Below are 26,542 nucleotides of genomic sequence, written 5' to 3' on the forward strand. Positions count from 1 at the left end.
GGGATTAATTCAGGTTTTATAGCCGTTTTTAAGGCTTAGATAACCCCGAGTTCGCGCAGTCTTTCCATCAGATAACTGTCGGCGGTATAACGCTCTGACAGCACAACGGCAGGATTGGGATGCAAGAATAATGGTAGTGAAATCCGTGCTTTGGTTTTATCTGCGCCCTCTGGGTTAATTACGCGGTGTGAAGTTGATGGGAAATAACCGCCAGAGGCTTCTTGTAGCATGTCGCCGATATTGATAATAATGCTGCCAAAATCACTGGGAACATCTAACCAAGTACCATCTTTAGCTTTCACTTGTAGCCCTGGCTCATTGGCTGCAGGTAGTATAGTGATAAGGTTAATATCCTCATGAGCCGCGGCGCGAATTGCGCCCATTTCTTCACTGCCCGTCATCGGTGGGTAGTGCAGAATGCGTAATAAGGTTTTTTGGCTATTGGCAATCATCTCAGGCAATGGTATCGAAAACTTAGCTTTTACATCGTCTGGTGAGTAGGTTTCAATCCACTCTAATAATTCAGCGGCCAGCGCGTTAGCTTTTTGGTAATAGGCAATAATATTGGCGCGCAGCGAATCGGGAATTCGGCCCCAAGGATACACGTGGTAATACTCTTTAATATCTTTGATTGTGTTGCCTTTGGCAGTTTCAGAAATTGACGCAGGAAAGAAACCGTCGTGGGTTTCTTTTTTAAACATATAGTCGTGTTTAGCGTCTGAATTAAAGAAGGCTTGCCACTCGGTATAGATATCTTCAACTAAGCGTTTATCAATCGGATGATTCGATAAAACACCAAAGCCTGTTTCCCTTAGTGATTCAACAAATTGTTGAGCACTATTTTCAGCGCGGTAATCAATGGTTTCTAATTTCATTTAAATTTCTACTTATTATATATAGTTATAATTTGACCCGCAGCAAGTGTAGCCGTGCGCTGGAGTAGGTGCAAATACTCAGCGCGGGTGAGTGGTAGCAACTGCTGTATTTTTCATCGCTTATACAATCGACGACATCAAGACTTATATTAGGTCTTACTTGAACGGCAAGATTTTAGCCGCTAAACCCGTTAATATGGGGCATTGAATTTATTGCCATTGGCGCGCTTAACATAAGCGTTTTGAAGGCAACTGCAATAAATCTTGCTTGGAGTAGGTCTTATTTTTAACTTCCTAATGAATTTGCTCCTTAATCAAAGAGTATCGAAATAGACAACGACGTGAGTTGAAAGGGCACTAATATGAATAAACTGACCGATTTTGAACACTATGTTATCGAAGAGAAAGGCACTGAGCGCCCCTTTAGTGGTGAGTATTATGAGCATGATGCTAAGGGTTTGTATTTATGCAAAAAATGCCATGCGCCTCTGTATCGTTCCGAGCATAAATTTAATGCCCATTGTGGCTGGCCAGCTTTTGATGATGAGATAGCCGGCGCAGTGACTCGTAATATCGACGCCGACGGACGCAGAACCGAAATTGTCTGTAGCCAATGCGGTGGTCACTTAGGCCATGTATTTGAAGGTGAGATGTTAACACCTAACAATATTCGTCATTGTGTTAACTCCGTTTCTATGGTTTTCAAAGGGATCGATGATGCTGTTGAGCAAGCATCAAATAGCTTTGCAACTTTTGGTGCGGGTTGTTTCTGGTGCGTTGAAGCGATTTTTAACAATTTGAAAGGCGTAGTAAATGTCACCTCAGGTTATGCTGGCGGTGAAGCCCATGATGCCGACTATAAATCCGTTTGCTCGGGCCAAACTGGCCATGCAGAGGTTGTGCATATCGAGTTCAACCCAGAGGAAATTGATTTTACAACCTTGTTGCAGGTCTTTTTTGAGAGCCACGATCCGACCACACTTAACCGCCAAGGTAATGATAAGGGGCCACAATATCGTTCTGTGGTGTTTACCCACAATGCTGAGCAGATAGATCAAATCACTGCAATGCTGGCTCAGTTGGAGGCGGCAAAAGTGTTTGATGCGCCAATAGTGACCCAAGTGTCAGCATTTGATACTTTTTATCCTGCTGAAAATTATCATAACGATTACTTTGCCTTACACGGCGAGCAGCCTTATTGCCAAATGGTCGTGCGGCCTAAGGTCGAGAAAATTAAAGCGTTATTTGCGGAATTACAAAAGGCGTAAGCTATTTAGCGCATAAAATGTTAAATAAAAAATGCCACTGCTAAAGTGGCATTTTTTTATGCGCTTTATTAATCAGAAACGTAATTAACGGCTTTCAGCTAACCACTGGGCATATTGTTTAGTGTAATAGCTAACAATTAGATCCGCCCCAGCACGCTTTAAACCAATAAAGGTTTCAGTGACCACTGCGCGCTCATCTAAAGCACCAGCAAGGGCGGCAAACTTAATGCCGGCATATTCACCGCCTACTTGATAGGCCGCGAGTGGCAGATGAGTTTCTTGTCTTAAGCGGCTAAGTACATCCAAATAAGGTGTACCAGGTTTAACCATCAGAATATCGGCGCCTTCGGCTTCATCTAATGAGGCTTCTAACAGGGCTTGGCGGCCGTTAGCATAATCAAGCTGATATCCCTTGCGATTACCGCTGAGTTCACAATCTACTGCGGCTCTAAAAGGGCCATAGAAGGAAGAGGCGAATTTTGCCGAGTGGGCTAGAATCGCCACATGCTCAAACCCTGCGGCATCGAGACCTTGGCGAATCGCCTTAACTTGGCCGTCCATCATAGCTGATGGCGCTAGCATATCGGCGCCTGCTGTAGCGGCGGTGATTGATTGTTTGACTAAATTCTCAACAGTGAGATCGTTACAGACTTCATTATTGTGTACCACGCCACAATGACCGTGATCAGTGTATTCACAAAAACAAATATCGGGGATCACCATCATCTCTGGTACGGCAGCTTTAATGGTACGCACCATGCGGGCGAGTAGACCATCGTCGTTCCACGTGTCACTGCCTTTATCATCTTTAGTATGGGATATACCAAAGGGCATTACATAGCGGATCCCAAGTGCATATAGTTCGCGAACTTCTTCTGCCAGTGCACTTTCAGGTAAACGGCTAATACCAGGAAGCGTTGAAATGGGCACTGCGTGGGTGATGTGCTCTTCAATAAATAGGGGATGAATAAGATCGCTCAGTGAAATATGTGTTTCGCGCAGCAGATCGCGCATGGCTTCTGAGCTACGTAAGCGTCTTAGACGACGTAATGGAGGAGTGTTTAACATGGGTTTTCCTTATCGAAGGCGGGTTAATGCAATCGTACAATGGCAAGGGATGGCTTCAATTTATACTTGTCTGCTCTGACAATCAAAGAGAAAAAAGTTTCCTAAAAGAATGATAATGGGGAACAGGTTTATTAATCATTGACTTAGATCACACTTATTACTCTCGTGCTCGTTTGCAGCGGCATGTTATCCGAGCGTTATTTTAATTGAGTTGCGTGTATAGGCCTTTGTTTTCGGGGATTTGATGTTATTATTTGCGTCAGTTTCCTCATGGCATATTCGCAAAATACAACAACAGTTAATTTGATGCGATATTTTGCCCGCTATCCGGTTTTGAAATGACAATAACACACGAACACCCAGCTTGTATTTTGGCCTTAGATACTTGTACTGAATCTTGCTCCGCGGCACTGCAATATCAAGGTCAGATTTATGCTGAACTTGCCGACGCCCCACGTGAACACAGCCAGCGTTTGTTACCTATGGTCGATTCAGTGCTTAAACAAGCAGGTATTAGCGTAGATAAAGTGGCTGCAATTGCCTACGGTCGAGGCCCCGGCAGCTTTACGGGCATCCGTATTTGTACCAGCATGACTCAAGGTTTGGCACTGGGTTTAGATATACCTGTCATTGGTATTTCAACCTTAGCCGCAATGGCACAAAGGGCGATACGTGAACATCAAGCTGAGCAAGTGTTATGTACTATTGATGCACGCATGGGCGAAGTTTATTGGGGGCAGTTTGTGGCCATCAACGGTATTGCCACTTTAATCGGTAAAGAAATGGTTAGCGCGCCCGCTGACGTGCAACTTCAGCTCGATACTCAAGCGCCAATTGTGGGTTGTGGCACAGGTTTTGACGCTTACCCAGAATTACTCACCCTCGGTGAAGGTATTTTAGTGCTTAATTCCGTGAAATATCCCGATGCACGCGCTATGCTGATACTGGCTGAAATAGGCATAAAAGCTGGTTTGGTAACCACTGTAGATGCGCTTGAACCGGTATATTTACGTGATACCGTCACATGGAAAAAACTACCAGGTCGTGAGTAGACCGTGATTTTTGATTGTTTTTGGGCTAATCGGTGCGTTAGAATTTTAGCCGCGTAACGCTAATGTTATTAACGATGCATGGTATAAAACTTAAGGCTTCTTGATGCAGATTAATGTGAATCAAACGAGTTTGACGAATGCCGTAGCGAGTAATAGGCCCGCTATTGCTCAGGGGCTAACGGCGCCTGAATCGTCACGCCCAGTGATTGAGCAAGATGCCGTCGAAGCCGTCAGTTTAGATAAGCCTAAAAACGCTGCGGGAAATTTACAATCAAGACTTGGTGCACATCTTGAGTATGAACAAGATACCCGCGGTCACCAAGGGGCAATAGCCCAGTATTTACAAACCCAACATGCCGCCAAACGCGATGAAATTCAGCAAATGGTGGGTGTGGATTTATATGCTTGATGATCAAAAAACGCCTCATCGTTCTGCCTCACTATTCTCCTCTTCTAAATTAACCGCTACTGCCGCCAGCGGTGTTCCTAGCCGTGGCCTGTTTATGATCGAACTGGTTTTTGCCTTATTGATCACCCGTATTCCCTATTTAAGCGTGCCGTTTAAATGGCTTGAAAGTTATTTTCATGAATTATCCCACGGTATTGCGACTATTTTAAGTTCGGGCATTGTCAGCCATATTCAGCTGTTTCCTAATGGTGCTGGCTTTTGCTTTAGCCAAGGGGGGTCGCCGCTATTGATTGGTTTTGCGGGGTATTTCGGCGCGGCTTGCTGGGGATATTTAATCTACTTACTCGCGACTTGGCCAAAGGGGATCCGTGTGAGCTTTGCCTTACTGGGCGCTTTAGTGGTGCTAAGCGGCTTACTTTGGGGTAGAGATCTTCTCACATTAGCGATTTTAGCCGTGTTGACCATCATTTTGTTATTACCGCTAAAACTTAGCCAAAACAAAATCTTGACCCAGTTTTTACGTATTATTGGCTTGATGATCATGCTCAATGCGCTGGCAAGTCCAACGGTGTTGCTAGGACTTGGTCAAGGTGATGCGGTGATGTTAGCGGAGCGTTCTTGGATCCCCGCGTGGATTTGGGTAGGACTTTGGTTATTAACCAGTGCCTGCGCCTTGTATTTGACGTGGCGCCGTGTCGATAACGCTGCAAATCGATAACTCATAAGATCTTTTAATACCTCAAACGTATTGTGCTTTCTTCAGGCATTTTTATGTTTTGCGGTTTGTGGGTTTAGATAAAGATTAATTGACTCATCACTTTGAGCCATAACCACTTGTGTCACTTAAACCTAGGTTTTACGACTTCTATTCCTTGGATTTTTGGCTATTGACTGCTAGCTTAGACTTTCGGTATCCATGGAGAATTATAATGAAAAAAGTTACCTTAGTTGCCAGCTTACTGATGGCTGGTTTATGTTCGAGCGTAACCTACGCTGATGAAAGCTTAGATAAAGTTTTAAAAAGCGATTTTCGTCAGGCTAAAAATGTTAGCCGTGATGTTTATCGTCACCCCGCAGAAACCTTACACTTTTTTGGAATCACACCAACACAGACAGTGGTTGAACTTTGGCCAGGTAATGGTTGGTATAGCGAAATATTAGGACCTTATTTAGCTAAAGAAGGTCATTATATTGCGGCCAGTTTTGAAACTGCACCTGCAACAGATACTCCCGGAAATCGTTATCGCGCTAATGCAGGCACTAAATATAATGCGTGGATGACGGCGAATAAAGATACTCTCGGTAATGCCACTATGATTACGTTTGATCCGCCATATAAGATGGATTTAGGCGCCGATAGCAGTGCTGATCTGGTATTAACTTTCCGTAATCTACACAACTGGGCATCGGCTGATCAGCTAGAAGATGTGTTTGTCGCCTCGTACAAAGTACTAAAGGATGGCGGTATTTTTGGTGTAGTAGAACATCGAGCGAATGAAGGCATGAATCTCAGCACTGGTTATATGGATCAAACCAGTATGATTGATTTAGCTAAAAAAGTCGGTTTTACCTTAGTTGAAACCTCAGAAATAAATGCTAATCCAAAAGACACTAAGGATTACGCTAAAGGTGTTTGGGCTTTACCCCCATCATTTGGTTTGGGTGATACAGATAAAGACAAATATCAAGCGATTGGTGAAAGTGACCGTATGACGCTTAAATTCGTCAAAAAATCATCTTAATCGGCTGACATTAGAGGCATTATGTGGCAATCTTTCGCCCCCAAAAATCAAATCGAATTTGTATTACCTCATATTAAGCTTTCGGGGCGATTATGGGGGCCGAAGGATAAACCGTTATTACTTGCTTTGCATGGCTGGCTAGACAATGCCAACAGTTTTGAGCCTTTAGCCGCATATTTACTTGAGTACCAAATTCTCGCGATAGATTGGCCTGGACACGGTTTTTCGGCACATAGGCCGGGTCATTACCCCTTGCATTGGGTTGATTATCTGTATGATTTAGATGTGCTATTAACTGCTTTACCACAAAAGCCTATTGCGATAATCGGACATTCACTTGGGGGAATAATTGCCTCGGCTTACACTGCCACCTTTCCTGAAAAGGTCAATAAGCTGGTATTAATTGAAGCTTTGAGTCCACTGTCTGAGCCAGCAATGCAAGCTAAGGCTCGATTGAGAAAAAGCTTCTACCAACATGAGAAGTATTTAACGCAGCAGCATCTGCAAGTAAAGCGTTATGACAGCATCGACATTGCAATAAAGGCAAGGGCACACTTAACTGGGTTGGCTGAGCCTTGGTGTCGTCTGTTAGTTGAGCGCAATATGCAATCAGAAGTTGAGGGCGTGAGTTGGCGTAGCGATCCACGGTTGAGGTTTGATTCACCCCAGCGTATCACCTTTGCCCAAGTTGATGCCTTGATGCAGGATATCTTGGTGGAGACTTTGCTGGTTTGTGGAGCGCAGGGTTTTAACCAGTTACAGAGCGCAATACCTAAGGCTCGAACGTGGTTTAAGCATTTGTCTGAACATATTATTGAGGGCGATCACCACGTACACATGGGTAATGCAGCAGGCGTTGCTCGCTTGATCCAAGAGTTTGTTTAATGCGTCACTTTTTAGTCACATAAAAAGGCACTAGGTTTTTTGTTTTTTTTATGTGATGATGATCAAAATTAAAACGCTCGTATGATTTTTGACGAGTAAATCAATAACTATAAAATGTAAGCCGGTATTTTAACTCGGTATTTATCGAGTATTGACGCTTGTATGGACATCGTTTCCACAATTGTGGAGATATAGGAGAGAGTAGTGGATCAGCCTTGGATTAATCATTTGCCAAAAGATGTGCCTGCTGAAATAAATGTTGAGCAATACTCATCGCTCGTCGATATGTTTGAGACTGCGGTGGCTAAGTATGAAGATCAACCTGCATTTATCAACATGGGTGCCACGTTAACCTATCGCAAATTGGAAGAACGTAGCCGCGCATTTGCTGCATATTTACAAAATGAATTAAAACTTGAAAAGGGCGATCGTGTTGCTTTGATGATGCCAAATCTATTGCAATATCCCATTGCATTATTTGGTGTATTGCGTGCCGGTATGGTTGTCGTTAACGTTAACCCGCTTTATACCCCCGTGAACTAAAACATCAGTTGATTGACTCAGGTGCTAAAGCCATTGTAGTAGTGTCAAACTTTGCCCGCACCTTAGAAGAAGTGGTTGATCAAACTCCAATAAAAAGTGTGATCATTACCCGTCTTGGTGATCAATTAAGTGCGCCTAAACGCACCTTAGTGAACTTTGTAGTGAAGTACATTAAAAAATTAGTGCCAAAATACGATTTACCCCATGCTTTATCGATGCGCGATACCCTATCAAGGGGTCGTCGTATGCAGTACATCAAACCGGAGGTCACTAAAGACGACTTAGCTTTTTTACAATACACAGGTGGCACTACTGGGGTTTCTAAAGGCGCTATGTTGACCCATGGCAATATCGTGGCTAACGTACTGCAGGCTGATGGTGCTTATTCTCCAGCTTTAGACGATGGCAGCGAGTTTGTTGTCACGGCGTTGCCGCTGTATCACATCTTCGCGTTGACTGTGAATTGCCTCTTATTTTTGCACAAAGGCAGTCAGAACTTACTTATCACCAATCCTCGTGATATTCCAGGGTTTGTGGCCGAGTTAAAAAAATATCCTTTCACCGCATTGACTGGTGTAAATACCTTATTTAATGCGCTGGTAAATAGTGAGGAATTTGCTCAACTAGATTTCTCGGGCTTAAAACTGTCTATCGGCGGCGGTATGGCAGTACAAAAAGCGGTGGCGGATAAGTGGCAAGCTCTTACTAAAACCCGTTTACTCGAAGGTTATGGTTTGACAGAAGCGTCACCCTTATTAACGTGTTGCCCCTATAATTTAGCTGGCTACAACGGTTCTATTGGTTTTCCAGCGCCTTCAACACTCATTCAAATTCGTGATGATAATGGTAATGTGTTAGCACAAGGCGAAAAAGGTGAGCTGTTTGGTAAAGGCCCACAGGTAATGAAGGGCTATTGGCAACGTCCAGAAGAAACGGCCAAAGTGATAGACGCTGATGGCTGGTTAGCCACGGGTGATATCGGCTATATGGATGAAAAGGGTTTCTTTTATATTGTTGATCGTAAAAAAGACATGATTTTAGTTTCAGGCTTTAACGTATTCCCAAATGAAGTGGAAGAAGTTGTCGCTATGCATCCAAAAGTGATCGAAGTGGCCGCAGTAGGTGTACCAAATGAAGCCAGCGGTGAGCTAGTTAAGGTATTTGTGGTGACAAAAGATAAATCTTTAACCGCAGAGGACATCATTAAGCACTGCCGTATTCATTTAACGGGATATAAAGTGCCGAAGCTGGTAGAATTTAGGGACGAGTTACCTAAAACTAACGTGGGTAAAATCTTGCGACGAGAGCTTAGAGACGAAGTTAAGCACGCGTAAGATTGAAGCCGGCATTTGCCGGCTTTTGTTTTTATGGACTGTGATTGACCCACAGGATCTGGAGAAGAATTTGTCAGCGTTTCAATATGTGAGTAATGAAGCTAGCCTTAATGCCCTCGTTGCCCAATACCAACAAAGTAAAATACTCGTCTTAGACACCGAGTTTGTCCGTACCCGTACTTATTATGCCAAGTTAGGTTTGATTCAAGCCTATGACGGTAAAACCTTAGCATTAATTGATCCGGTTGCATTACCGGATTTATCACAGTTTTGGGCGCTGTTAGCAGATCCTAATATTATTAAGCTTGTGCATTCTTGCAGTGAAGATTTAGAAGTCTTTGCCCATTACGGTAAATGCCAGCCCACGCCATTGTTTGATAGCCAAATAGCCGCCTCGTTATGTGGAATGGGTCATGGGGTCGGTTATGCCAAATTGGTTGAAACTTGCCTTGGTGAAATCATTGATAAAGGCGAGTCACGTACCGATTGGATCCGCCGTCCGTTAACGGAAGCTCAATTAAGCTACGCCGCGAATGACGTCCTGTATTTGTATCAACTTTATCCTCAACTTGAAGCTAAACTCAGTGCAAAAGGGCGCTTAGCTTGGTTATACGAAGAAGGGGAACGAATGACTCAGGGCAGGCTTACTGATCCCGATCCCGACACCGCTTATTTGAAAGTAAAAAATGCTTTTCAGCTAACCGAAATTCAATTAGCTTATCTTAAAGTGCTGGCTAAATGGCGTCTTGAAAAAGCCTTAGTACGTGATTTAGCTTTAGGTTTTGTTGTTAAAGACCATGGGCTTATCGCCTTAGCCAAGAAGCAACCTAAAACCTTAACCGATTTGTTTAAGCTTAATGATTTAACTGAGCAGGAAAAACGCATTCACGGTAAAGACCTACTACGTGTATTACAAACTGCTGATTTGGTGAATTTACCTGAATTAGTGGATGTGTTGGCGTTAAAACCAAGTTACAAATCGGCCTTTAAAGCTATTAAAAACTGCTTGGTTACGTTGTGTGAACAGCATGATGTACCGCAGGAAATGCTTGGTTCTAAACGTCATATTCATGAGTTTTTGCAATGGCGTTGGGATAAACAACAAGGGGATTTACCCGCAGTATTATGCGGTTGGCGAGGTGAATTAGCCGCGGAATCTCTAGCAAAGCTTGAAGTCTAGTAGCTTAAGTGTTTGAAATGATATTTGAAAGTAACCACAAAAAGCATCATCTTCGACAGAAGATGATGCTCTTTTATTATCGACGTATCACTTATCTGTCAGGCAAAGTGACGTTTAACTCAAGCACTGATAGGTTATCGTCGTTTTGATCTAACTGTACGGACACTTGATCATCAGAAATCTGCACATATTTACGGATAACGGCAATAATTTCTTGCTTCATCTGCGGGAAATAATCGGGAGTATCCCTTTGTCCTCGTTGATGAGCCACAATGATCTGTAGGCGCTCTTTTGCCATTACCGCAGTGCTAGGCTTTTTCTTGCTTTTGAAATAGTCGAGTAAAGACATAATTAGCTACCAAATATCCGTTGTAAGAAACCTTTCTTTTCTTCTGTAATAAAGCGTACTGGAACATCTTCGCCCAGTAAACGCGCGACGGTGTCACTGTAGGCTAAGCCGGCATCACTTTCTTGATCGATAATCACAGGGACGCCTGAGTTAGAGGCCTTTAGTACCGATTGTGATTCAGGGATAACGCCAAGTAATTCAATTGCTAGAATCTCTTTGACATCGTCCACACTTAACATTTCACCCGATTTTACGCGGCTAGGTGAATAACGAGTCAGCAATAAGTATTCTTTTATTGGTTCAAGATTTTGCTCCGCGCGGCGTGATTTACTTTGCAGCATACCTAAAATACGGTCTGAGTCGCGCACTGAGCTGACTTCTGGGTTAGTCGTCACAATGGCGACGTCGGCGAAATACAATGCCATCATCGCGCCTTGTTCAATCCCCGCAGGTGAGTCACACAAAATAAACTCGAAGTCTTTGGCTAAATCGTCTAAAACGCGGCCGACGCCTTCTTTGGTTAATGCTTCTTTATCACGGGTTTGCGAAGCGGGTAAAATAAATAATTTATCGCAACGCTTATCTTTAATCAGTGCTTGGTTTAAATTTGCTTCACCATTGATCACATTGACGAAGTCATAAACGACACGACGTTCGCACCCCATGATTAAGTCTAAATTCCGTAAACCAATATCGAAATCGATAACGACGGTTTTGTGTCCTTGCATGGCAAGACCGGTCGCAATTGCGGCACTCGATGTGGTTTTACCTACGCCGCCTTTACCTGAAGTGACAACAATAATTTGTGCCATGTTTCTCTCTGTCCTTTGTTCTGCCATTTTAGAGGGGCAATGATTCAACCATAAGCGACTCACCGTTTAGGCGAATACAGCCGCTTTTATCTGAGCTATGTTGTTGTAGATTTTCAGCGAGCCAATATTGTCCAGCTATTGAAACGAGTTCGGCTTCCAGAGAGTGGGCAATAATAACCGCACTGGTATCGCCCGCCGCGCCCGCCATGGCTTTTCCCCGCAATGCGCCGTAGATATGAATGCTACCATCTGCGATGACTTCTGCGCCATTACCTACCGCACCAAATATGATTAAATCACCATTTTTTGCATAGACTTGTTGGCCTGAACGAATATTTTGCTTCACTATTTTAGTTTGGCGTGGCGCTGGCGGAGGAGTGCTGCTTTGTTTTCCTGCCTTGACTATGGCAAGGCCTAAGTCTTTGGCCTGTTTACTAAGCACGGTTGTCGCGCCCGTTATGCCAACAATCACTAATTGACGTGAAATCAACAGATCTTTTAACGCACTTAAATTTAAGCTGTCGTGTTGAATGGCGCTGAGATTAACAACCAAAGGTGCACCCAGAAAAAACTGAGGAGCCTGTGCTAATTTGCTGTCTAACTCAAGCATGACAGCCTGTAAATCACTGCTATTAATATGAAGCACTGAAAGAGTAAAAGAAGCGCCTTTTAACTCTACGCTAGGTTTTGACATCCCGGCACTATTCTCCAGAAATCATCAGTCGGTTCGCTGATTTTACAATTAAATTACTAGGCGACCATGTTATAGTGTGCCCCAGTGACTGGCAAGTTTGAACTATTGGATATTTGTACTCTTATGCTATGTGCCGTTTATAAAAGTAGTCGAAAGGCTGATACTTATTTATTTGTGAAGAAAAGAGATTTTTTTGACGATGTACCAGCGCCTTTAATGGAAATGTTTGGTGTACCCAAGCTGGTGATGGTGTTTCCTATTGCTAAACGTGATGCGTTAGGTATGGCCGACATTGAAAAGGTAAGGGCTGCAATGGCTGAAAATGGCTTTTACTTACAAATTCCACCACCTCAAGTTAATTTACTCACCGAGCATAAACTCAGTCTTGGTATTAAAGATTAAGCTAATATGGGGATATATTTTTTTATGAACTTGGCAGCGGCTGAACACTCGTTATTTTGAGTAGAGCTATCTAAACCTAAATTAGTGTAAAATAGCCCGCATTACGCGGGTTTTTTATTAAGAAGATATCGTTAACCATGGCATTTTGGCAAAGTAAGACATTAGCGCAGATGAGCGCAACCGAGTGGGAATCACTGTGTGATGGTTGTGGTAAATGTTGTTTAAACAAGTTGATTGATGATGAAACCGAAGACTTGTATTACACCAATGCCGCCTGTCTTTTACTCAATCATCAAAGCGCAAGTTGTCAGCAGTACAGTGACCGTTTCAGCTATGTACCTCAATGTACTGTGATTACGATTGATAATATCCATGAATTAACTTGGCTGCCCGATAGCTGCGCTTATCGTCGCCTCTGGGCAGGTCGTGAGCTACCAAGCTGGCATCCATTGATTACAGGCTCCAAAGAAGCTATGCATCTGGCTGGCATGTCGATTCAAGGCAAGGTGATTGACGAAAGACGCGTGAAAGATATCGAAGATCATATCGTGCTATGGCCGCTAAAAGATATGGATTAATTGCTTTGCAGTCAGTTTGCAGATTTAGAGTAATAAATAAGGGAGCGATTATCGCTCCCTTATTTATTATGAATCTCAGCTAATTTGTCGCTAGATTTTTAACCCTACCATTAGCTGATCAAGTTGTCCTGCTGTTGCTTGCAGCTCATCACAACCCGAAACCGATTGGTTAGCTGATTGTTCCACATCGTGGGACTGGTTACGAATTTCCATTAAATTGGTGGCAATTTCGTTGGCCACTGCCGATTGTTCGTCGGCTGAGGTGGCAATGAGTACGCTCATTTCAAACACTTTATTACTGTGGTGAGCAATTGCATCGAGATCTTTACCGGTTTGCAACACATGCTGTTTGCCCTCATTGGCTTGAGTCACTGTTCGTGACATCACTTGAGTCAGATTGCGTGTGCCCGATTGCAGCGATTCGATCATGGTTTTAATTTCAACCGTGGCTGTTTGAGTACGCCCAGCCAGTGTACGCACTTCATCAGCCACTACCGCAAAACCACGCCCTTGTTCACCAGCGCGCGCCGCTTCAATTGCCGCATTGAGGGCAAGCAAATTGGTTTGCTGTGAAATAGCATTAATGGATGAGACCACCTCATCAATTTTACTGGCGTTATCATTGAGAATACCTACCGCATTTGAAGCGGCAGATATTTCATCCGATAATACATCGATAGCTTTAACTGTGGTTTCTATGTCTTTACTGCCAGCACTAACTTGTTGATTAGCTTCTTGGGTTTCGGCGGATGATAGCTCGGCATTGCGGGCGACTTCTTTCACTGCGGCAGTCATTTCCTCCATTGCTGTGGCTAAAGAGTCCAAATGTTGTCTCTGATTAACCGCTAAGGATTGACCTTGCTGCGCCGTGTTACGAAACGATGATACGACTTCACGGATTTTAGCGGTCGATTCGGCAATTTGTTTGACTAAGGTGTGTTGACGTTCTACTAAGGCATCAATGCTGATGGCTAAGATACTGAACTCATCTTTTACTTCAAAAAAGTTTAATCGTCCGGTCAAATCACCCGATGCCGCTCGTTTTAATGCCATCACTGTAGTGTAGAGCGCGCCGCCAACGAAGGTTGAAATGTAATAGCTGAATAAAAATAATACCAATAACAATACTGCTATTAGGCCATAAACCAGTAAATTATCTTTTGCGAGTAGGGCATTAAGTTCATTGTTATCTAATGGGATAATAGTGATGAGGTTTTCACCGTTAACGGAGCTGACCGCTCTGGACTGTCCGTTACTGTCATCAATGCCGCCGCCACTACGAGCAATAGATTGTATTTTACTGTCGGCTTCATTGATTGAAACAATACTGACATTACCTTTGTTGTCGTGACTGAGCTGACTCAACACATTTTGGCGCTCTTGCTCGGGCAATTTGTTATATAAACTGCCCGTCACTTGATTTATTTGTTGTGCCGCGTTTTGTAAACTTTTGAGTTGCCCTTGCAGTAAAGTTTGCTGCGTTTGTTGGTTTAAGAAAAGCGCCATCCCGATAATCATTAGCATAGGGATAATAGAGAGAATAGCGAACTTAGTTTTTAAGGTCATGTGAATAAGATATTGATCTACCCAGCGAAATTTAACTTCTTTCATTAGCGCCTCGATAAAATTGGCCGAGAACCGAATATAAATCGGTTAGGTTGCCATAAGCTTTCCGTTGTCTGCCTTGTAAGCAAATACCTGTGTTGATGTTGATTCTTTGCAGTCATTATGGTTTTGTTTGCTGCAATTTTAGCAGGGTACAGGTGTGAGTTTACAGTTTAGTTACATGCTGGGCTAGAGGGGCAAAGCGGATGTTCTTGTGGTAAAAACTATCCTTTGGTTTCTACTGGCGTAAAACCCGCGCTTAGATTTGGGGTAACACATGAATTTACATAATAAAAACCCCTAATAAGCCCTAGTAATATGCCGCTCGCTCGCGTAAAATTTCTATCCTTTTATTTCGTTATAGCTAGCAAAGCGTCTGGCATTAACGCCCGATAACCTGAGCACCCAAATAGCCTGAAAGTTTGGCGCCCATAGCACTTGTTTATCAAGCGCGACTATGCAGTGGAAGAGAAAATGCAGCAGTTAACTGAGATCGTAGAACAAGCCTTAGTCATTATTGACCAGGCCAGTGATCTAAAAGCACTGGATGATATCCGTGTCGATTACCTTGGTAAAAAAGGTAAAATAACCGACATGATGAAAATAATGGGTAGCTTAAGCCCTGAAGAAAAGCCAGCCTTTGGCCAAGCGGTCAATGATGCTAAACAGGCGATTCAACAAAAATTAACTGAGCGCATCGATGGTCTGAAAAGTTCGGAACTGGAAGCTAAATTAATCGCTGAAAAGATTGATGTGACTTTGCCAGGCCGTACTCAAGAGATTGGTGGCTTACATCCTGTGACTCGTACCATTGAACGTATTGAAACTTTCTTTGGGGAATTAGGGTTCTCAGTCAAGCATGGACCTGAAATTGAAGATGACTTTCACAATTTCGACGCACTGAATATCTCCGAGCACCACCCCGCGCGTGCTGATCATGATACCTTTTATTTCAATCCTAAACTGATGTTGCGTACCCAAACCTCGGGCGTGCAAATCCGTACCATGGAAACTGAAAAACCGCCATTACGCATTATTTCTCCAGGCCGTGTTTATCGTAACGATTACGACCAAACGCATACGCCAATGTTCCACCAAGTGGAAGGGCTGTTGGTGGATGAACATGTGAACTTTGCCGAATTGAAGGGCATTTTGCATGATTTTCTGCGCAATTTCTTCGAAGAAGATTTGCAAGTACGTTTCCGTCCATCTTACTTCCCCTTCACAGAACCTTCAGCAGAAGTGGATGTGATGGGTAAAAACGGTAAATGGCTAGAAGTGTTAGGCTGCGGCATGGTACATCCAAATGTGCTGCGCAGTGTGGGCATCGATCCAGAAAAATACTCTGGTTTTGCTTTTGGTATGGGTGTCGAGCGTTTAACCATGTTGCGTTACGGCGTAAGTGATTTACGTGCGTTTTTCGAAAACGACCTACGCTTCCTGAAGCAATTTAAATAACGGAGCTGTAATAGCATGAAATTTAGCGAATCTTGGCTTCGTGAATGGATTAACCCTTCTATTAGCCGTGAAGCATTATCCCACCAGATCACTATGGCTGGTCTTGAAGTCGATGGCGTTGAAGCCGTGGCTGCCGATTTTAGCGGTGTAGTGATTGGTGAAGTGGTTGAGTGTGGTCAGCATCCCGATGCCGATAAACTGCGCGTCACTAAAATTAACGTCGGTGGCCCAGAGCTGATTGATATCGTCTGTGGTGCACCAAACTGCCGTCAGGGTCTTAAAGTGGCCGTGGCTATGGTTGGCGCCGTATTACCTGGCGATTTCAAAATCAAGAAAGCCAAGCTGCGTGGCATGCCATCAGAAGGCATGTTGTGTTCATACCGCGAACTGGGTATTAACGTCGAAAGTGATGGCATTATCGAGTTGCCATTAGACGCGCCATTAGGCACTGATATCCGCGACTATCTGCAACTTAATGATGCCGTTATCGATGTGGATTTAACCGCCAACCGTGCCGATTGCTTAGGCATGGCAGGTCTTGCCCGTGAAGTGGGCGTGTTAAACCGCCAAGCTGTGGCTGAGCCGCAGTGGCAGTCAGTAACGCCAACTACAGATTCACAGGTGACGATTAACGTTAAGGTGCCTGCAGCTTGCCCACGTTACTTAGGTCGTGTGGTTAAAAACGTTAATGTTAAAGCGCCTACGCCATTATGGATGCAAGAAAAACTGCGCCGTAGCGGTATTCGCTCAATCGATCCTATCGTTGATATCACTAATTTCGTGTTGATCGAATTTGGCCAACCGATGCACGCCTTCGATCTTGCCAAGTTAACCGGCGATATCCAAGTGCGTTTAGGTACAGGCGAAGAGAAAATCACCCTGCTTGATGGCAGCGAAGTAACGATTCCAAGCGATACCTTAGTGATCGCCGATGATGCGCGTCCATTAGCCCTTGCAGGTGTGTTTGGCGGCGAATACTCAGGCGTGAGCGACACGACCCAAGACATACTGCTTGAATGTGCGTTCTTCGCGCCGCTTGCCATTATGGGTAAGTCACGCCGTTTAGGCTTGCACACTGATTCATCACACCGCTTTGAGCGTGGTGTTGACCCAGAGATGCAGCATAAAGTTATCGACCGTGCTACCCGTTTAGTGCTCGATATCTGTGGCGGTGAAGCGGGTCCAGTGGTTGAAGCCAAATCAGATGCTGATTTACCAAAACCTGCACAAATTGTTTTACGTCGCAGCAAGTTAGATAGAATTTTGGGGCACCATGTGCCAGATACTGATGTGGTTGAAATTCTACAACGCTTAGGTTTTGGGGTTGTGGTTAATCAAGATAGTTGGCAGATCACAACCGCGACTTACCGTTTTGATATGGCGATTGAAGAAGATCTCATTGAAGAAGTGGCGCGGATTTACGGTTATGACAATATTCCTAATACGGCGCCCGTTGCCGCGCTGCGTATGTCTGACCATAAAGAATCAAACTTAAGCCTAAAACGCGTGCGTGCCTTATTAGTCGCTCGCGGTTTCCAAGAAGCGGTAACCTATAGCTTTGTTGATCCCAAACTGCAAAATCTGGTTCACCCAGGTGTTGCGGCAATGGTGTTACCTAACCCCATTTCCAGTGAAATGTCGGCCATGCGTCTGTCAATGTTCACCGGTTTATTGGCAGCAGTGGGTTACAACCAAAGTCGTCAACAGAGCCGTGTGAGACTTTTTGAAACTGGTTTGCGCTTTGTTCCTGATATCAATGCAGAATCTGGTGTAAGGCAGCAAGCAATGCTTGCGGGTGTCATTACCGGACTCCAAAATGATGAACATTGGTCGATGGAATCGAAAACGGTTGATTTTTTTGACCTTAAAGGTGATTTAGAAGCTATTATCGGCTTGACAGTTTCCGTCTCAGAATTTAGCTTTAGAGGGGCGACGCATTCTGCTCTCCATCCGGGGCAATGTGCTGAAATATTGAGAAATGATCGCGTAATCGGTCATATAGGTGCAATCCATCCTAGTTTGGAGAAGCCTTTTGGACTCAATGGTAAAACCATCGTTTTTGAGTTGGAATTGGATGCTTTATTGCATACCAGTTTACCGCTAGCCCAAGCTGTATCTAAGTTTCCAGCTAATCGTCGTGATATCGCAGTAGTAGTAGATGAGAGTGTGTCTGCAGGCGATGTGATGAAATTGATAAGAAAAGTTGGCGAAAATCAGTTGGTTGGCATAAACTTGTTCGATGTATACTTAGGTAAAGGTGTTGAACCTGGCAAGAAGAGCCTGGCGATAGCACTTACATTACAAGACACTACTCGTACGCTTGAGGAAAAAGAGATTGCTGAGACGGTTGCTTCAGTTGTTTCTGCCCTTAAGTCCGAGTTCAACGCATCGTTGAGGGATTAAAGTATGGCACTTACCAAAGCCGAAATGGCAGAACATCTTTTTGAAACACTCGGAATGAACAAACGTGTCGCCAAAGAGATGGTTGAGTCGTTCTTTGAAGAAATTCGGGGCGCCCTCGAAAGTGGTGAGCAGGTCAAGTTATCTGGCTTTGGCAACTTCGACCTTAGGGATAAGAATCAAAGACCGGGAAGGAACCCAAAAACAGGCGAAGATATCCCTATTTCTGCTCGTCGTGTCGTGACTTTCCGTCCTGGCCAAAAGCTGAAAACTCGTGTAGAAGCAGCAAACACGGGTAAGTAGTTTCGTTTGTTTGATGGGAAGGCCACTCCTTTGAGAGTGGCTTTCCTGTTTATTTTTTAGTGCAATATTTTCATTGTCCTTATCCACTGTCTGAGGTGATTTCTTTGTCAAGACAGCCTAAACATTTCGACCGTCGTTTTAAACTCGCCTTATTACACCCTAAATACTGGGCCACCTGGTTGGCGATTGGTCTATTAGTCATTTTTGGACTCATGCCTGCATGGCTGCGTGATCCTATTGCAAGATTATTAGCAAAAATGGTGATGCCGATTGCTAAAAAGCCCATCCGTATTGCCCGAGCTAACTTGAAAGCGTGTTTTCCTGATAAATCTACCGCTGAAATCGAAGCGTTAATTCAACAAAATGTGCAAAATTTTGTGCTAGTGCTGTTAGCTCAAGGCGAATTACTCGTACGATCAAAAGCGCATTTGCGTCGTAGAGTAAATCTTCTCGGCTTTGAGCATGTGCTCAAAGCACAAGCAGCGGGGCAGCCGATTATTTTTGTTATGCCCCATGTTTGGCCCATCGATTATGCTGGTTTACGCTTAAATGTTGAGTTACCCATGGTGACAATGGCTAAGGCCCATAAAAACGGCTTATTTAATTGGTTTAGTAATCGTGTTCGCAGCAGTTGTGGTGGCCATGTATATATGCGCGAGGCGGGTATTCGGGCGTTATTAGCCGAGCTTAAACGCGGTAACAGTTTCTTTTATCTTCCCGATGAAGATTTAGGCCCAGAACAAAGTGTATTCGCGCCTTTTTTAGGCACAGTTAAAGCAACATTACCTGTCGTTGGGCGTTTAGCGCAGGCGGGTAATGCCCAAGTGCTGCCGGTTAAGATTGGTTATAACCAAGTGACTCGTCGGTTTGATCTGACTGTGATGGCGGCTATTGCCCCCGAAGATATGCTGGGTAAGGAAAATGAAGCTCTGGCACTGAATAAAGTGGTTGAGCAAGTGATTCTAGCGTATCCAGAACAGTATATGTGGTTTTTACGTGTACTTAAAACGCGGCCAGAGGGTGAAGCCTCTATCTACGGTTGATGAATGTTTGGCAGATCCGTTGACCGGTTTGTGTTGCAAAAATGGCTTTGAGCACTCAGTGCTCAAAGCCATTTTTTGAGGATTCCTAAAACGATGACACATCTACAGCGATAGTACATTTTATCAATACAGCCTTCACTAGAAATACAGATAACGAATATTGTATCTAATCTCCATCTTGCTCCATTTCAAGCTGCATCAATAACATCTCTTCACCATCAAGCACGCGGGTGCGATAGCTTTGGCAGGCTGGGCAAATAATCGTGCGTTCACTCAAAATAGATTCGATCTGGCAGTCATTGCAAAGTATCACTAAAGGCTGAATTTGCATATTCAGCTGCGCATTATGGCAAATGCTATCTTGTTTAAAGGTATCAAATGCAGTGTGTAGCAATGCGGGCTCAACGCCGCTCATCACGCCAATTTTGATGTCCACCCGAGTGATGTGAGTCGCCTGATTTGCTAAAGCATGTTGTTCACATTGCTCAATCAGCGCACTCACAATCGAATATTCGTGCATCAGCAAATCCTTGGTAGTAGTTCCCCTTGGGGGAGGTCAAGATAACGCTTGGTATTCCAAGGGGTTTTTAGGATAACTTTTCCGGCAGACTCATCACTTACTGCGCCGATAATGGCCGCGTGCTCACAGTGTCCAAAGCGCTGCATAATTTCTAAAGCGCCTAAGGCGATATGATTGGGTACGGCTAAAATGAAGGTGCCTTCGTTAGCCAGATCCATAGCCTCAAAACCATAGAGCTCACACAGCCCTTTAACCTCATCACTGATGGGAACACAAGCTTCATCGACTGTGATGCCAACATTAGAAGCGACGGCCCATTCATTAAGCACGGCTGATAAGCCACCGCGGGTCGCATCACGCATTGCATGGATTTGTATATTTGCAGCAATGAGCTGCTCGACTACAGGCCAAAGTGTTGCGCAATCGCTTTGCAATGCCGATTCGAGCGTTAATCCTTCGCGCGCCATTAAAATTGCCGCGCCGTGACAGCCAATATCGCGAGAAACAATAATCGCATCACCAGCGGTGAGATTTGCCGCCGATATATTAGGGCGTAAAATACGGCCAATGCCCGAGGTGTTAATAAATAAACCGTCGGCGCAGCCCTTAGGTACCACTTTCGTGTCGCCGCAAACAATCCGCGCACCACTTTGTTTTAACTCCTTTGCCATACTGCGGACAATGGTGGTTAATGCATTAATAGAAAAACCTTCTTCTATGATCACGCTACAGCTTAAATATTGAGGTTCTGCGCCCATCATGGCTAAATCGTTTACTGTACCTGCGATGGCGAGCTTGCCGATATCACCGCCAGCAAAAAACAGTGGCGATACGGTAAATGAGTCAGTGGTAAAGGCGTTGGCACCGTGCAAATCAAGTTTTGCCGCGTCTTCTTCGCTACGTAAAATAGGGTTATCAAACTCGGCAAAAAAGAGATCGCGAATGAGTGTATTCATTTCTTTGCCGCCACCGCCGTGGCTGAGTTGAATGGATTTATCTTTTGGCGTATCAGCCATGATGTGGCTCCTTAATATCAACACCTTGATAGCGATAATAGGCATTACAAGCGCCTTCGGAGCTGACCATACAGCTGCCTAAAGGCGTTTCGGGATTGCAGCCGCGGCCAAAGACTTTGCAGTCTTTGGGTTTAGCGAGACCGCGCAGAATATCACCGCACTGGCAAGCTTTATGATCGTCAATTTCTTTTACCGGTAAACATGCTTTAAAGCGCAGTTCGGCGTCTCTATGGGCATATTCAGATTTAAGTTGCAGTGCCGAATGTGGGATTGGACCTAGGCCGCGCCAGCGAAATTGCGGCCGAATATCAAAAGCTTGATTAATTTTAGCTTGTGCTGTGAGATTACCGTTTTCAGATACTGCGCGGCTATATTGAATATCCAACTCTGCTTTGCCGGCCGCTTTTTGGCGCACAATACGTAAAATAGACTCCATCACATCAACAGGCTCAAACCCTGAAACCACCACGGACGTACCATAGTTTTCGACTGTGCTGCGATAGATTTTAGCGCCGCTTATTACGCTCACATGTGCAGGGCCAATAAAAGCATTAACCCTGACGTTAGGGTCTTGCATCACAGCATCAATAGCCGGTGGTACCATTACATGATTAATGTGAAATAGCAGATTATCGAGTCTTTCTTGTTCAGCCAGTTGCAATAAAATGGCGGTCATTGGTGTTGACGTTTCAAAACCGATGGCAAAAAACACCACGGTCATATTGGGATTATCGCGGGCAATTTTTAATGTATCTAACGGGTCATAAATTGGGCGGATATCGCAGCCTTTGGCTCTAAAACTGGCTAAGGAACCTTGGGAACCGGGCACTCGGATCATATCGCCTAGCGTCACAAGAATGACATTATCTTGGGAGGCAAGCGCCGCCGCTTGATCAATACGCTCTTTGGGCATAATACACACAGGGCAGCCAGGGCCGTGGATAAATTCAATATTATCAGGCAGTAAATCCAACAGGCCGTATTTCATAATTGTGTGAGTATGGCCGCCGCACACCTCCATGATATTGATTTGTTGCTTGACTGATTTAGCGGTTAATTGAATATCCCGTGCCAAATTAGCAATCGTATTGGGATCGCGAAAACCTTGATAGAGGTGTTTTAGTTCAAGCATGCGCTTTCCTTGGTGTACTTGATGTCAGATATGAATCTGTTTTTAAACTTAAGCGTTACATTAAAGATGTGGGCATTACCGCATCTTCGAGTTCGAGTTTAGTCACTATTTCGCGATACAGTTCAATGCTGTGCAGTGCATCTTCCTTGTCGATTTTGTTCATCACAAAACCGATGTGGATCAACACATAGTCACCAAGTTCTAAAGGTTCTGCCATCAAATGGCTACTGACATCGCGGCGTACTCCTAGGGTATCTACGGTAACGCTTTGGCGGTCACTATCGATGGCGATAACTTGTGATGGTATGGATAAACACATTATTGTGTTCCTCGCATATTATCTTTAAGCCAATGGGCTACAGCGCGCATGGAATCACCATCTTTAATTGATACTTCAAGCAGTTGAATATCAGGATTGAGTTTTTTAAGCTGTGCTCTGGCTTCATCCATTTTGAAATCAAAATGAGGCAGTAGATCGCACTTAGTCACTAATACCACATCAGCACGGCGGAACATCACCGGATATTTTTCAATTTTGTCATCACCCTCTGGCACGGATAACAGCACGATATTTTTGTGGGTGCCGACGTCATAACTGGCCGGACAAACAAGATTACCGACGTTTTCAATAAAGCAGATATCTAGCCCTTCAAGTGGCAGATGATGCAGGGCGCCGTGCACCATAAAGGCATCAAGGTGACAGGCTGAACCGGTTTGAATTTGATAGGCTTTAATGCCTTTAGCGATTAAGCGGTCAGCATCGCGTGAGGTTTCTAAGTCACCTTCAATCACTGCGTAGTTGAGCTGTGTATATTCTTTTAGTTGTTCTAACAGCGTAGTTTTGCCGCTGCCGGGGCTACTCATAATATTAAAGGCAGTAATATTATGCGCCTCAAAATGGGCGCGGTTATGTCCGGCTTCGACATCATTTTTATCTAAAATCTTGTGGATCACTGATAAGGTTTTCTTATCATTTAGCTGAGGATTTGTGTGTAACTCTTGATGTTCATGAGTATGGGAGTGCCCGTGTTCATGTTCATGACTGTGCCCGTGCGCATGGCTATGGTCATTATGATGTGTGTGCTCGCCTAAATGATCATGGCGGGTGAGGGAGCAACCGCAATCTTTACACATTTTATCTCTCCTTGGATTGGCACTGTTCTAGAACCTTGCCTGGCAAATCGTGAATATGGCTATAGGATCGTTAATTTGGTTACGCTAATGTTGAGTGTGATACAAATTGCGCTGTAGATCTTTGATGCCCGTCAGATTTATGGGGATAAAAAATAATCACAGGATGCTTATTAGCGCTTTTGTCGATTATTGTTATTTCTTAATAAAATCAGCTAAATCCCTGCGCATTAATCATGTGTTGATGCATGCCATACCAGAGTTGACCTAGGGCAATGCCGCCATCATTAATTGGGATGAGTTTACTGGGTAAAATGTGATTTCCTTGGGCGCTAAGTTTGCTAAGGCAGTATTCCAAAAGGTATTTATTTTGAAATACGCCGCCGCAGAGCACAGTTGGAATATTTTTGTACTGAGCGGCATAATCACAGATAGCATCACCTAATGTGTGTAAAAAGGCGCGGGCGATGGCATCGCGTCTGTTGTCTGTTAGCGGTTTTTCAGTAATTAATTCAACTATCTGCTTGAACATTTCACTGCTTTTCCACTGGTTGACATCAAGAGGTAAGTTAAGCTGTATGACGTCAAGGGCTAATGCATCGGCGCGATTAGCCGCGGCTTCTATTGCCATGCCGGCTTGACCTTCAAATTGGGTGGTTTCGATTAAGCCTAATGCGCAGGCGAGGGCATCAAATAATCTTCCAACAGATGAGCTTTTAAGGGCACGGTCGTTCTGCCAGATTTTATACAAATTAGTTAGGGTATTTGGGCTTAGGCTGCTGAGTATGGGCAAGTTCAGTGCAAGCACAGCATTCAAGTTCATTTGCTTGAACAATAATGCCAATAATAATCTCACTGGTTGTTTAATTGCTTGCTCGCCGCCCAATAGGGATATTGGCTCAAAGTAAGCTAATCGCTGCGCTTTATCGAGCGTGGTTAATAACACTTCACCGCCCCATAAACTGCCATCGTCGCCAAGCCCGGTGCCATCAAAACTAAAACCTAATACGGTATCTTTATACTGGTTAGCCGCCATTACGCTGAGTACATGGGCATGATGGTGCTGCACCGCTAGACATTCAATTTTGTGAGAGTTATCTAGCTCTACATTTGAGTTTGAGTTCGTCTCTGCCCAACGTGAAGGGGCATAATCAGGATGTTTATCGCGGATGATTAGCTGTGGTTCAAAGTGATATAGCCGCGAAAAAGTGGCTAAAGTGCGCTCAAAATACTGTTCTGCACCGACACTAAATAAATCGCCAATATGAGGACTTAAAAAAACATTGCTGCCAAAGCCTAGGGCAATAGCATTTTTTTGCTGCGCGCCTACCGCCAGAATTGATTGGCTAAGCGGCGTATCGAGTGAAAAACTTAACGGTGCATAACCGCGCGCTAAGCGCAGCATTTGTATTTGTGTTTTAGTACCCCATTCAGTATTTGTTTGGATAACCTGCACCACACTGTCATCGCAACCATTAATAATGGGCCGATTATGATCCACTATCGCATCCACCACATGGCTTAAGCTATTAATCAACTCATCATAATCTGTGATGATAGGCTCACCAGAAACATTAGCGCTGGTCGCAACCAAAGGTCCTTTAAAAAGACTTAGCAGTAAATGATGCAGCGGCGTGTAGGGTAAAAATACTCCGAGCTTATTCAGATTAGGGGCGACAGCAAAGCTAAGATCGTGTTCAGCGCGACTGCTCATTAGCACTATGGGCCGCTCCTGTGAGCTGAGCACTTGCCACTCTGCATCCGTGCCGGTGACATACTGCTGCGCCATGGTGATATCTGCCATCATCACCGCCAGCGGTTTGGCTTGGCGCTGCTTTCGTAGCCTAAGTGTGTTGACGGCATTGCTGTTTTTGGCATCGCAGATTAAGTGAAATCCACCAAGCCCTTTAATCGCCAGAATTTGCCCTTGTTGTAATCTATCTGCTGCGGCTTGAAGCACCGCAAGGTCCGTACTCAATTCAGGTGCACTGACATTTGAGGCATTGGGAAGGATGCATTCCCGTTGCGGCGTTTTTAAACTGAGCTTGGGGCCACATGCTGGGCAGCTTACTGGCTGAGCATGGTAGCGACGGTCGGGTGGGTTTTGATATGCATTGGCGCAGTCGGGGCACATGTCAAAATCGGCCATAGCCGTATGGTGGCGATCATAAGGCAAGGCATTGATAATGGTGTATCTTGGGCCGCAGTTAGTGCAGTTAGTAAAGGCATAGCCAAAGTGACGATCATCAGGGTTATGTATATCGTTTAAGCAATCTTGGCAGGTACTTTTATCGGCAGATACCGCCACTTGTGCGCTTATTGATGAGCTGGAATCATCGTCTTTATTGCTGTCACTTTTTATAATTTCAAATGCCGTTTCGCTTAGCAAAATCGGCAGCGGTGTTTGGGTTATATTGTCGATACGGGCCAGTGGCGGCGGGGTGGTATTGAGCGTTGTAATAAATTGCGTGAGATTGTCTTCTGTGCCTTGCAGCTCAATAGTGACGCCATTAACATTGTTGAGCACAGTGCCTGTTAGTTGATACTCAAGAGCATAACGATAGACAAAAGGCCGAAATCCCACCCCTTGCACTATGCCAGTGATGTGCAACTGGCACCGCTTAAGCGCGGCGCCTTTATGAGTAAGGTATTCCAATGCCAGTCGGCGTTTTATGTGTAAATCACTGTGCTTTTTGTGCCGACTATGATGCTTATGCGGTTTTATACTTTTAAACTTCACTTT

At 44.4% G+C, this 26,542-nt stretch carries 25 protein-coding genes and 1 pseudogene; 14 read left to right on the top strand and 12 right to left on the bottom strand.

Annotation, left to right across the window (positions count from 1 at the left end; genetic code table 11):
* Positions 1–35 precede the first annotated feature (35 nt).
* Entirely contained in the window at positions 36–875 is an 840-nt protein-coding gene (locus tag C9I43_RS05845; protein ID WP_107882687.1) for an isopenicillin N synthase family dioxygenase, read from the bottom strand.
* A gap of 362 nt (positions 876–1,237) precedes the next feature.
* On the opposite strand from C9I43_RS05845, the gene C9I43_RS05850 reads away from it, so the two are divergent.
* Positions 1,238–2,143: a bifunctional methionine sulfoxide reductase B/A protein gene (locus C9I43_RS05850; protein WP_107882690.1), complete on the top strand. Its 906-nt coding sequence runs from the start codon at positions 1,238–1,240 to the stop codon at positions 2,141–2,143.
* A gap of 84 nt (positions 2,144–2,227) precedes the next feature.
* On the opposite strand, the gene hemB is transcribed toward C9I43_RS05850, so the two are convergent.
* Positions 2,228–3,211: a porphobilinogen synthase gene (gene hemB, locus C9I43_RS05855; RefSeq protein WP_076500224.1), complete on the bottom strand. Its 984-nt coding sequence runs from the start codon at positions 3,209–3,211 to the stop codon at positions 2,228–2,230.
* Between the two features lie 338 nt (positions 3,212–3,549).
* Here hemB and tsaB point away from each other — a divergent pair, with 338 nt between their 5' ends.
* From tsaB to rnd, 7 genes and pseudogenes are all read left to right on the top strand, one after another.
* Positions 3,550–4,263, top strand: a complete 714-nt coding sequence (gene tsaB / locus C9I43_RS05860; protein WP_107882693.1) for a tRNA (adenosine(37)-N6)-threonylcarbamoyltransferase complex dimerization subunit type 1 TsaB — start codon at positions 3,550–3,552, stop codon at positions 4,261–4,263.
* 103 nt (positions 4,264–4,366) lie between these two features.
* Positions 4,367–4,672, top strand: a complete 306-nt coding sequence (locus C9I43_RS05865; RefSeq protein ID WP_107882695.1) for a hypothetical protein — start codon at positions 4,367–4,369, stop codon at positions 4,670–4,672.
* Complete coding sequence (locus C9I43_RS05870) at positions 4,665–5,390, top strand: M50 family metallopeptidase (RefSeq protein WP_076500218.1); 726 nt, start codon at positions 4,665–4,667, stop codon at positions 5,388–5,390. The genes C9I43_RS05865 and C9I43_RS05870 overlap by 8 nt, the downstream gene beginning before the upstream one ends.
* 211 nt (positions 5,391–5,601) lie before the next feature.
* A complete protein-coding gene (locus C9I43_RS05875) occupies positions 5,602–6,414 on the top strand; it encodes a class I SAM-dependent methyltransferase (RefSeq protein WP_107882697.1) in 813 nt (270 codons plus the stop codon).
* A 21-nt stretch (positions 6,415–6,435) separates the two neighbouring features.
* A complete protein-coding gene (locus C9I43_RS05880) occupies positions 6,436–7,299 on the top strand; it encodes an alpha/beta hydrolase (RefSeq protein ID WP_076500214.1) in 864 nt (287 codons plus the stop codon).
* Between the two features lie 204 nt (positions 7,300–7,503).
* Positions 7,504–9,176: pseudogene (gene fadD / locus C9I43_RS05885) on the top strand (long-chain-fatty-acid--CoA ligase FadD).
* 70 nt (positions 9,177–9,246) lie between these two features.
* On the top strand, positions 9,247–10,356 hold the full coding sequence (gene rnd / locus C9I43_RS05890; protein ID WP_107882699.1) for a ribonuclease D: 1,110 nt from the start codon (positions 9,247–9,249) through the stop codon (positions 10,354–10,356).
* A 91-nt stretch (positions 10,357–10,447) separates the two neighbouring features.
* Here the strand turns inward: rnd and minE are convergent, their stop codons facing one another.
* The 3 genes from minE to minC are packed head-to-tail and all read right to left on the bottom strand — an operon-like array spanning position 10,448 to position 12,211.
* Positions 10,448–10,705, bottom strand: coding sequence for a cell division topological specificity factor MinE (minE, locus tag C9I43_RS05895; protein ID WP_007648439.1), 258 nt, complete (start codon positions 10,703–10,705; stop codon positions 10,448–10,450).
* A 2-nt stretch (positions 10,706–10,707) separates the two neighbouring features.
* Positions 10,708–11,517 (bottom strand): septum site-determining protein MinD, encoded by an 810-nt coding sequence (gene minD, locus C9I43_RS05900; RefSeq protein WP_076500207.1) that lies wholly within the window; start codon positions 11,515–11,517, stop codon positions 10,708–10,710.
* Between the two features lie 28 nt (positions 11,518–11,545).
* Positions 11,546–12,211: a septum site-determining protein MinC gene (gene minC, locus C9I43_RS05905; RefSeq protein ID WP_076500205.1), complete on the bottom strand. Its 666-nt coding sequence runs from the start codon at positions 12,209–12,211 to the stop codon at positions 11,546–11,548.
* Between the two features lie 123 nt (positions 12,212–12,334).
* Here minC and C9I43_RS05910 point away from each other — a divergent pair, with 123 nt between their 5' ends.
* Positions 12,335–12,613 (top strand): YcgL domain-containing protein, encoded by a 279-nt coding sequence (locus C9I43_RS05910; protein WP_076500203.1) that lies wholly within the window; start codon positions 12,335–12,337, stop codon positions 12,611–12,613.
* Between the two features lie 137 nt (positions 12,614–12,750).
* Positions 12,751–13,191, top strand: coding sequence for a YcgN family cysteine cluster protein (locus tag C9I43_RS05915; RefSeq protein ID WP_107882701.1), 441 nt, complete (start codon positions 12,751–12,753; stop codon positions 13,189–13,191).
* 90 nt (positions 13,192–13,281) lie between these two features.
* Here the strand turns inward: C9I43_RS05915 and C9I43_RS05920 are convergent, their stop codons facing one another.
* Positions 13,282–14,802, bottom strand: a complete 1,521-nt coding sequence (locus tag C9I43_RS05920) for a methyl-accepting chemotaxis protein (RefSeq protein WP_076500199.1) — start codon at positions 14,800–14,802, stop codon at positions 13,282–13,284.
* 468 nt (positions 14,803–15,270) lie between these two features.
* On the opposite strand from C9I43_RS05920, the gene pheS reads away from it, so the two are divergent.
* The 4 genes from pheS (at position 15,271) to lpxM (ending at position 20,000) form a co-directional block, all read left to right on the top strand.
* Positions 15,271–16,254, top strand: coding sequence for a phenylalanine--tRNA ligase subunit alpha (pheS, locus tag C9I43_RS05925; protein ID WP_076500197.1), 984 nt, complete (start codon positions 15,271–15,273; stop codon positions 16,252–16,254).
* Between the two features lie 15 nt (positions 16,255–16,269).
* The gene (gene pheT / locus C9I43_RS05930) at positions 16,270–18,657 is read left to right on the top strand and encodes a phenylalanine--tRNA ligase subunit beta (protein ID WP_107882703.1); all 2,388 of its coding nucleotides are present in this window, start codon (positions 16,270–16,272) and stop codon (positions 18,655–18,657) included.
* A gap of 3 nt (positions 18,658–18,660) precedes the next feature.
* Entirely contained in the window at positions 18,661–18,957 is a 297-nt protein-coding gene (gene ihfA / locus C9I43_RS05935) for an integration host factor subunit alpha (RefSeq protein WP_006081370.1), read from the top strand.
* A gap of 104 nt (positions 18,958–19,061) precedes the next feature.
* Positions 19,062–20,000: a lauroyl-Kdo(2)-lipid IV(A) myristoyltransferase gene (lpxM, locus tag C9I43_RS05940; protein ID WP_107882705.1), complete on the top strand. Its 939-nt coding sequence runs from the start codon at positions 19,062–19,064 to the stop codon at positions 19,998–20,000.
* A gap of 166 nt (positions 20,001–20,166) precedes the next feature.
* Here lpxM and hypA read toward each other — a convergent pair whose 3' ends face one another.
* The 6 genes from hypA to hypF form a co-directional block, all read right to left on the bottom strand.
* Positions 20,167–20,520, bottom strand: coding sequence for a hydrogenase maturation nickel metallochaperone HypA (hypA, locus tag C9I43_RS05945; RefSeq protein WP_076500192.1), 354 nt, complete (start codon positions 20,518–20,520; stop codon positions 20,167–20,169).
* The gene (hypE, locus tag C9I43_RS05950; protein ID WP_107882707.1) at positions 20,520–21,536 is read right to left on the bottom strand and encodes a hydrogenase expression/formation protein HypE; all 1,017 of its coding nucleotides are present in this window, start codon (positions 21,534–21,536) and stop codon (positions 20,520–20,522) included. The genes hypA and hypE overlap by 1 nt, the downstream gene beginning before the upstream one ends.
* Positions 21,529–22,668 (bottom strand): hydrogenase formation protein HypD, encoded by a 1,140-nt coding sequence (gene hypD / locus C9I43_RS05955; protein ID WP_107882709.1) that lies wholly within the window; start codon positions 22,666–22,668, stop codon positions 21,529–21,531. Before hypD ends, hypE begins: the two co-directional genes overlap by 8 nt.
* Before the next feature lie 55 nt (positions 22,669–22,723).
* Positions 22,724–22,987 carry a HypC/HybG/HupF family hydrogenase formation chaperone gene (locus C9I43_RS05960; RefSeq protein ID WP_107882711.1) on the bottom strand — a complete coding sequence of 88 codons (264 nt, stop codon included), beginning with the start codon at positions 22,985–22,987 and terminating at the stop codon, positions 22,724–22,726.
* On the bottom strand, positions 22,987–23,802 hold the full coding sequence (hypB, locus tag C9I43_RS05965; RefSeq protein ID WP_107882713.1) for a hydrogenase nickel incorporation protein HypB: 816 nt from the start codon (positions 23,800–23,802) through the stop codon (positions 22,987–22,989). The genes C9I43_RS05960 and hypB overlap by 1 nt, the downstream gene beginning before the upstream one ends.
* Positions 23,803–24,010: 208 nt before the next feature.
* Positions 24,011–26,455: a carbamoyltransferase HypF gene (gene hypF, locus C9I43_RS05970; protein WP_258191995.1), complete on the bottom strand. Its 2,445-nt coding sequence runs from the start codon at positions 26,453–26,455 to the stop codon at positions 24,011–24,013.
* Positions 26,456–26,542 lie beyond the last annotated feature (87 nt).

Origin of the sequence: Shewanella morhuae, assembly GCF_003028295.1 — a bacterium.
GTDB classification, from domain to species: domain Bacteria; phylum Pseudomonadota; class Gammaproteobacteria; order Enterobacterales; family Shewanellaceae; genus Shewanella; species Shewanella morhuae.

Bases quoted from the DNA above. Each gene is read 5' to 3' on its own strand.
- C9I43_RS05920 (WP_076500199.1), bottom strand. From the start codon at position 14,802: ATGAAAGAAGTTAAATTTCGCTGGGTAGATCAATATCTTATTCACATG.
- C9I43_RS05960 (WP_107882711.1), bottom strand. From the start codon at position 22,987: ATGTGTTTATCCATACCATCACAAGTTATCGCCATCGATAGTGACCGC.
- hemB (WP_076500224.1), bottom strand. From the start codon at position 3,211: ATGTTAAACACTCCTCCATTACGTCGTCTAAGACGCTTACGTAGCTCA.
- hypE (WP_107882707.1), bottom strand. From the start codon at position 21,536: ATGGCTGATACGCCAAAAGATAAATCCATTCAACTCAGCCACGGCGGT.
- C9I43_RS05915 (WP_107882701.1), top strand. From the start codon at position 12,751: ATGGCATTTTGGCAAAGTAAGACATTAGCGCAGATGAGCGCAACCGAG.
- ihfA (WP_006081370.1), top strand. From the start codon at position 18,661: ATGGCACTTACCAAAGCCGAAATGGCAGAACATCTTTTTGAAACACTC.
- C9I43_RS05880 (WP_076500214.1), top strand. From the start codon at position 6,436: ATGTGGCAATCTTTCGCCCCCAAAAATCAAATCGAATTTGTATTACCT.
- tsaB (WP_107882693.1), top strand. From the start codon at position 3,550: ATGACAATAACACACGAACACCCAGCTTGTATTTTGGCCTTAGATACT.
- C9I43_RS05910 (WP_076500203.1), top strand. From the start codon at position 12,335: ATGCTATGTGCCGTTTATAAAAGTAGTCGAAAGGCTGATACTTATTTA.
- minC (WP_076500205.1), bottom strand. From the start codon at position 12,211: ATGTCAAAACCTAGCGTAGAGTTAAAAGGCGCTTCTTTTACTCTTTCA.
- C9I43_RS05870 (WP_076500218.1), top strand. From the start codon at position 4,665: ATGCTTGATGATCAAAAAACGCCTCATCGTTCTGCCTCACTATTCTCC.
- hypA (WP_076500192.1), bottom strand. From the start codon at position 20,520: ATGCACGAATATTCGATTGTGAGTGCGCTGATTGAGCAATGTGAACAA.
- minD (WP_076500207.1), bottom strand. From the start codon at position 11,517: ATGGCACAAATTATTGTTGTCACTTCAGGTAAAGGCGGCGTAGGTAAA.
- C9I43_RS05875 (WP_107882697.1), top strand. From the start codon at position 5,602: ATGAAAAAAGTTACCTTAGTTGCCAGCTTACTGATGGCTGGTTTATGT.
- minE (WP_007648439.1), bottom strand. From the start codon at position 10,705: ATGTCTTTACTCGACTATTTCAAAAGCAAGAAAAAGCCTAGCACTGCG.
- C9I43_RS05845 (WP_107882687.1), bottom strand. From the start codon at position 875: ATGAAATTAGAAACCATTGATTACCGCGCTGAAAATAGTGCTCAACAA.
- C9I43_RS05865 (WP_107882695.1), top strand. From the start codon at position 4,367: ATGCAGATTAATGTGAATCAAACGAGTTTGACGAATGCCGTAGCGAGT.
- pheT (WP_107882703.1), top strand. From the start codon at position 16,270: ATGAAATTTAGCGAATCTTGGCTTCGTGAATGGATTAACCCTTCTATT.
- C9I43_RS05850 (WP_107882690.1), top strand. From the start codon at position 1,238: ATGAATAAACTGACCGATTTTGAACACTATGTTATCGAAGAGAAAGGC.
- hypB (WP_107882713.1), bottom strand. From the start codon at position 23,802: ATGTGTAAAGATTGCGGTTGCTCCCTCACCCGCCATGATCATTTAGGC.
- hypD (WP_107882709.1), bottom strand. From the start codon at position 22,668: ATGCTTGAACTAAAACACCTCTATCAAGGTTTTCGCGATCCCAATACG.
- pheS (WP_076500197.1), top strand. From the start codon at position 15,271: ATGCAGCAGTTAACTGAGATCGTAGAACAAGCCTTAGTCATTATTGAC.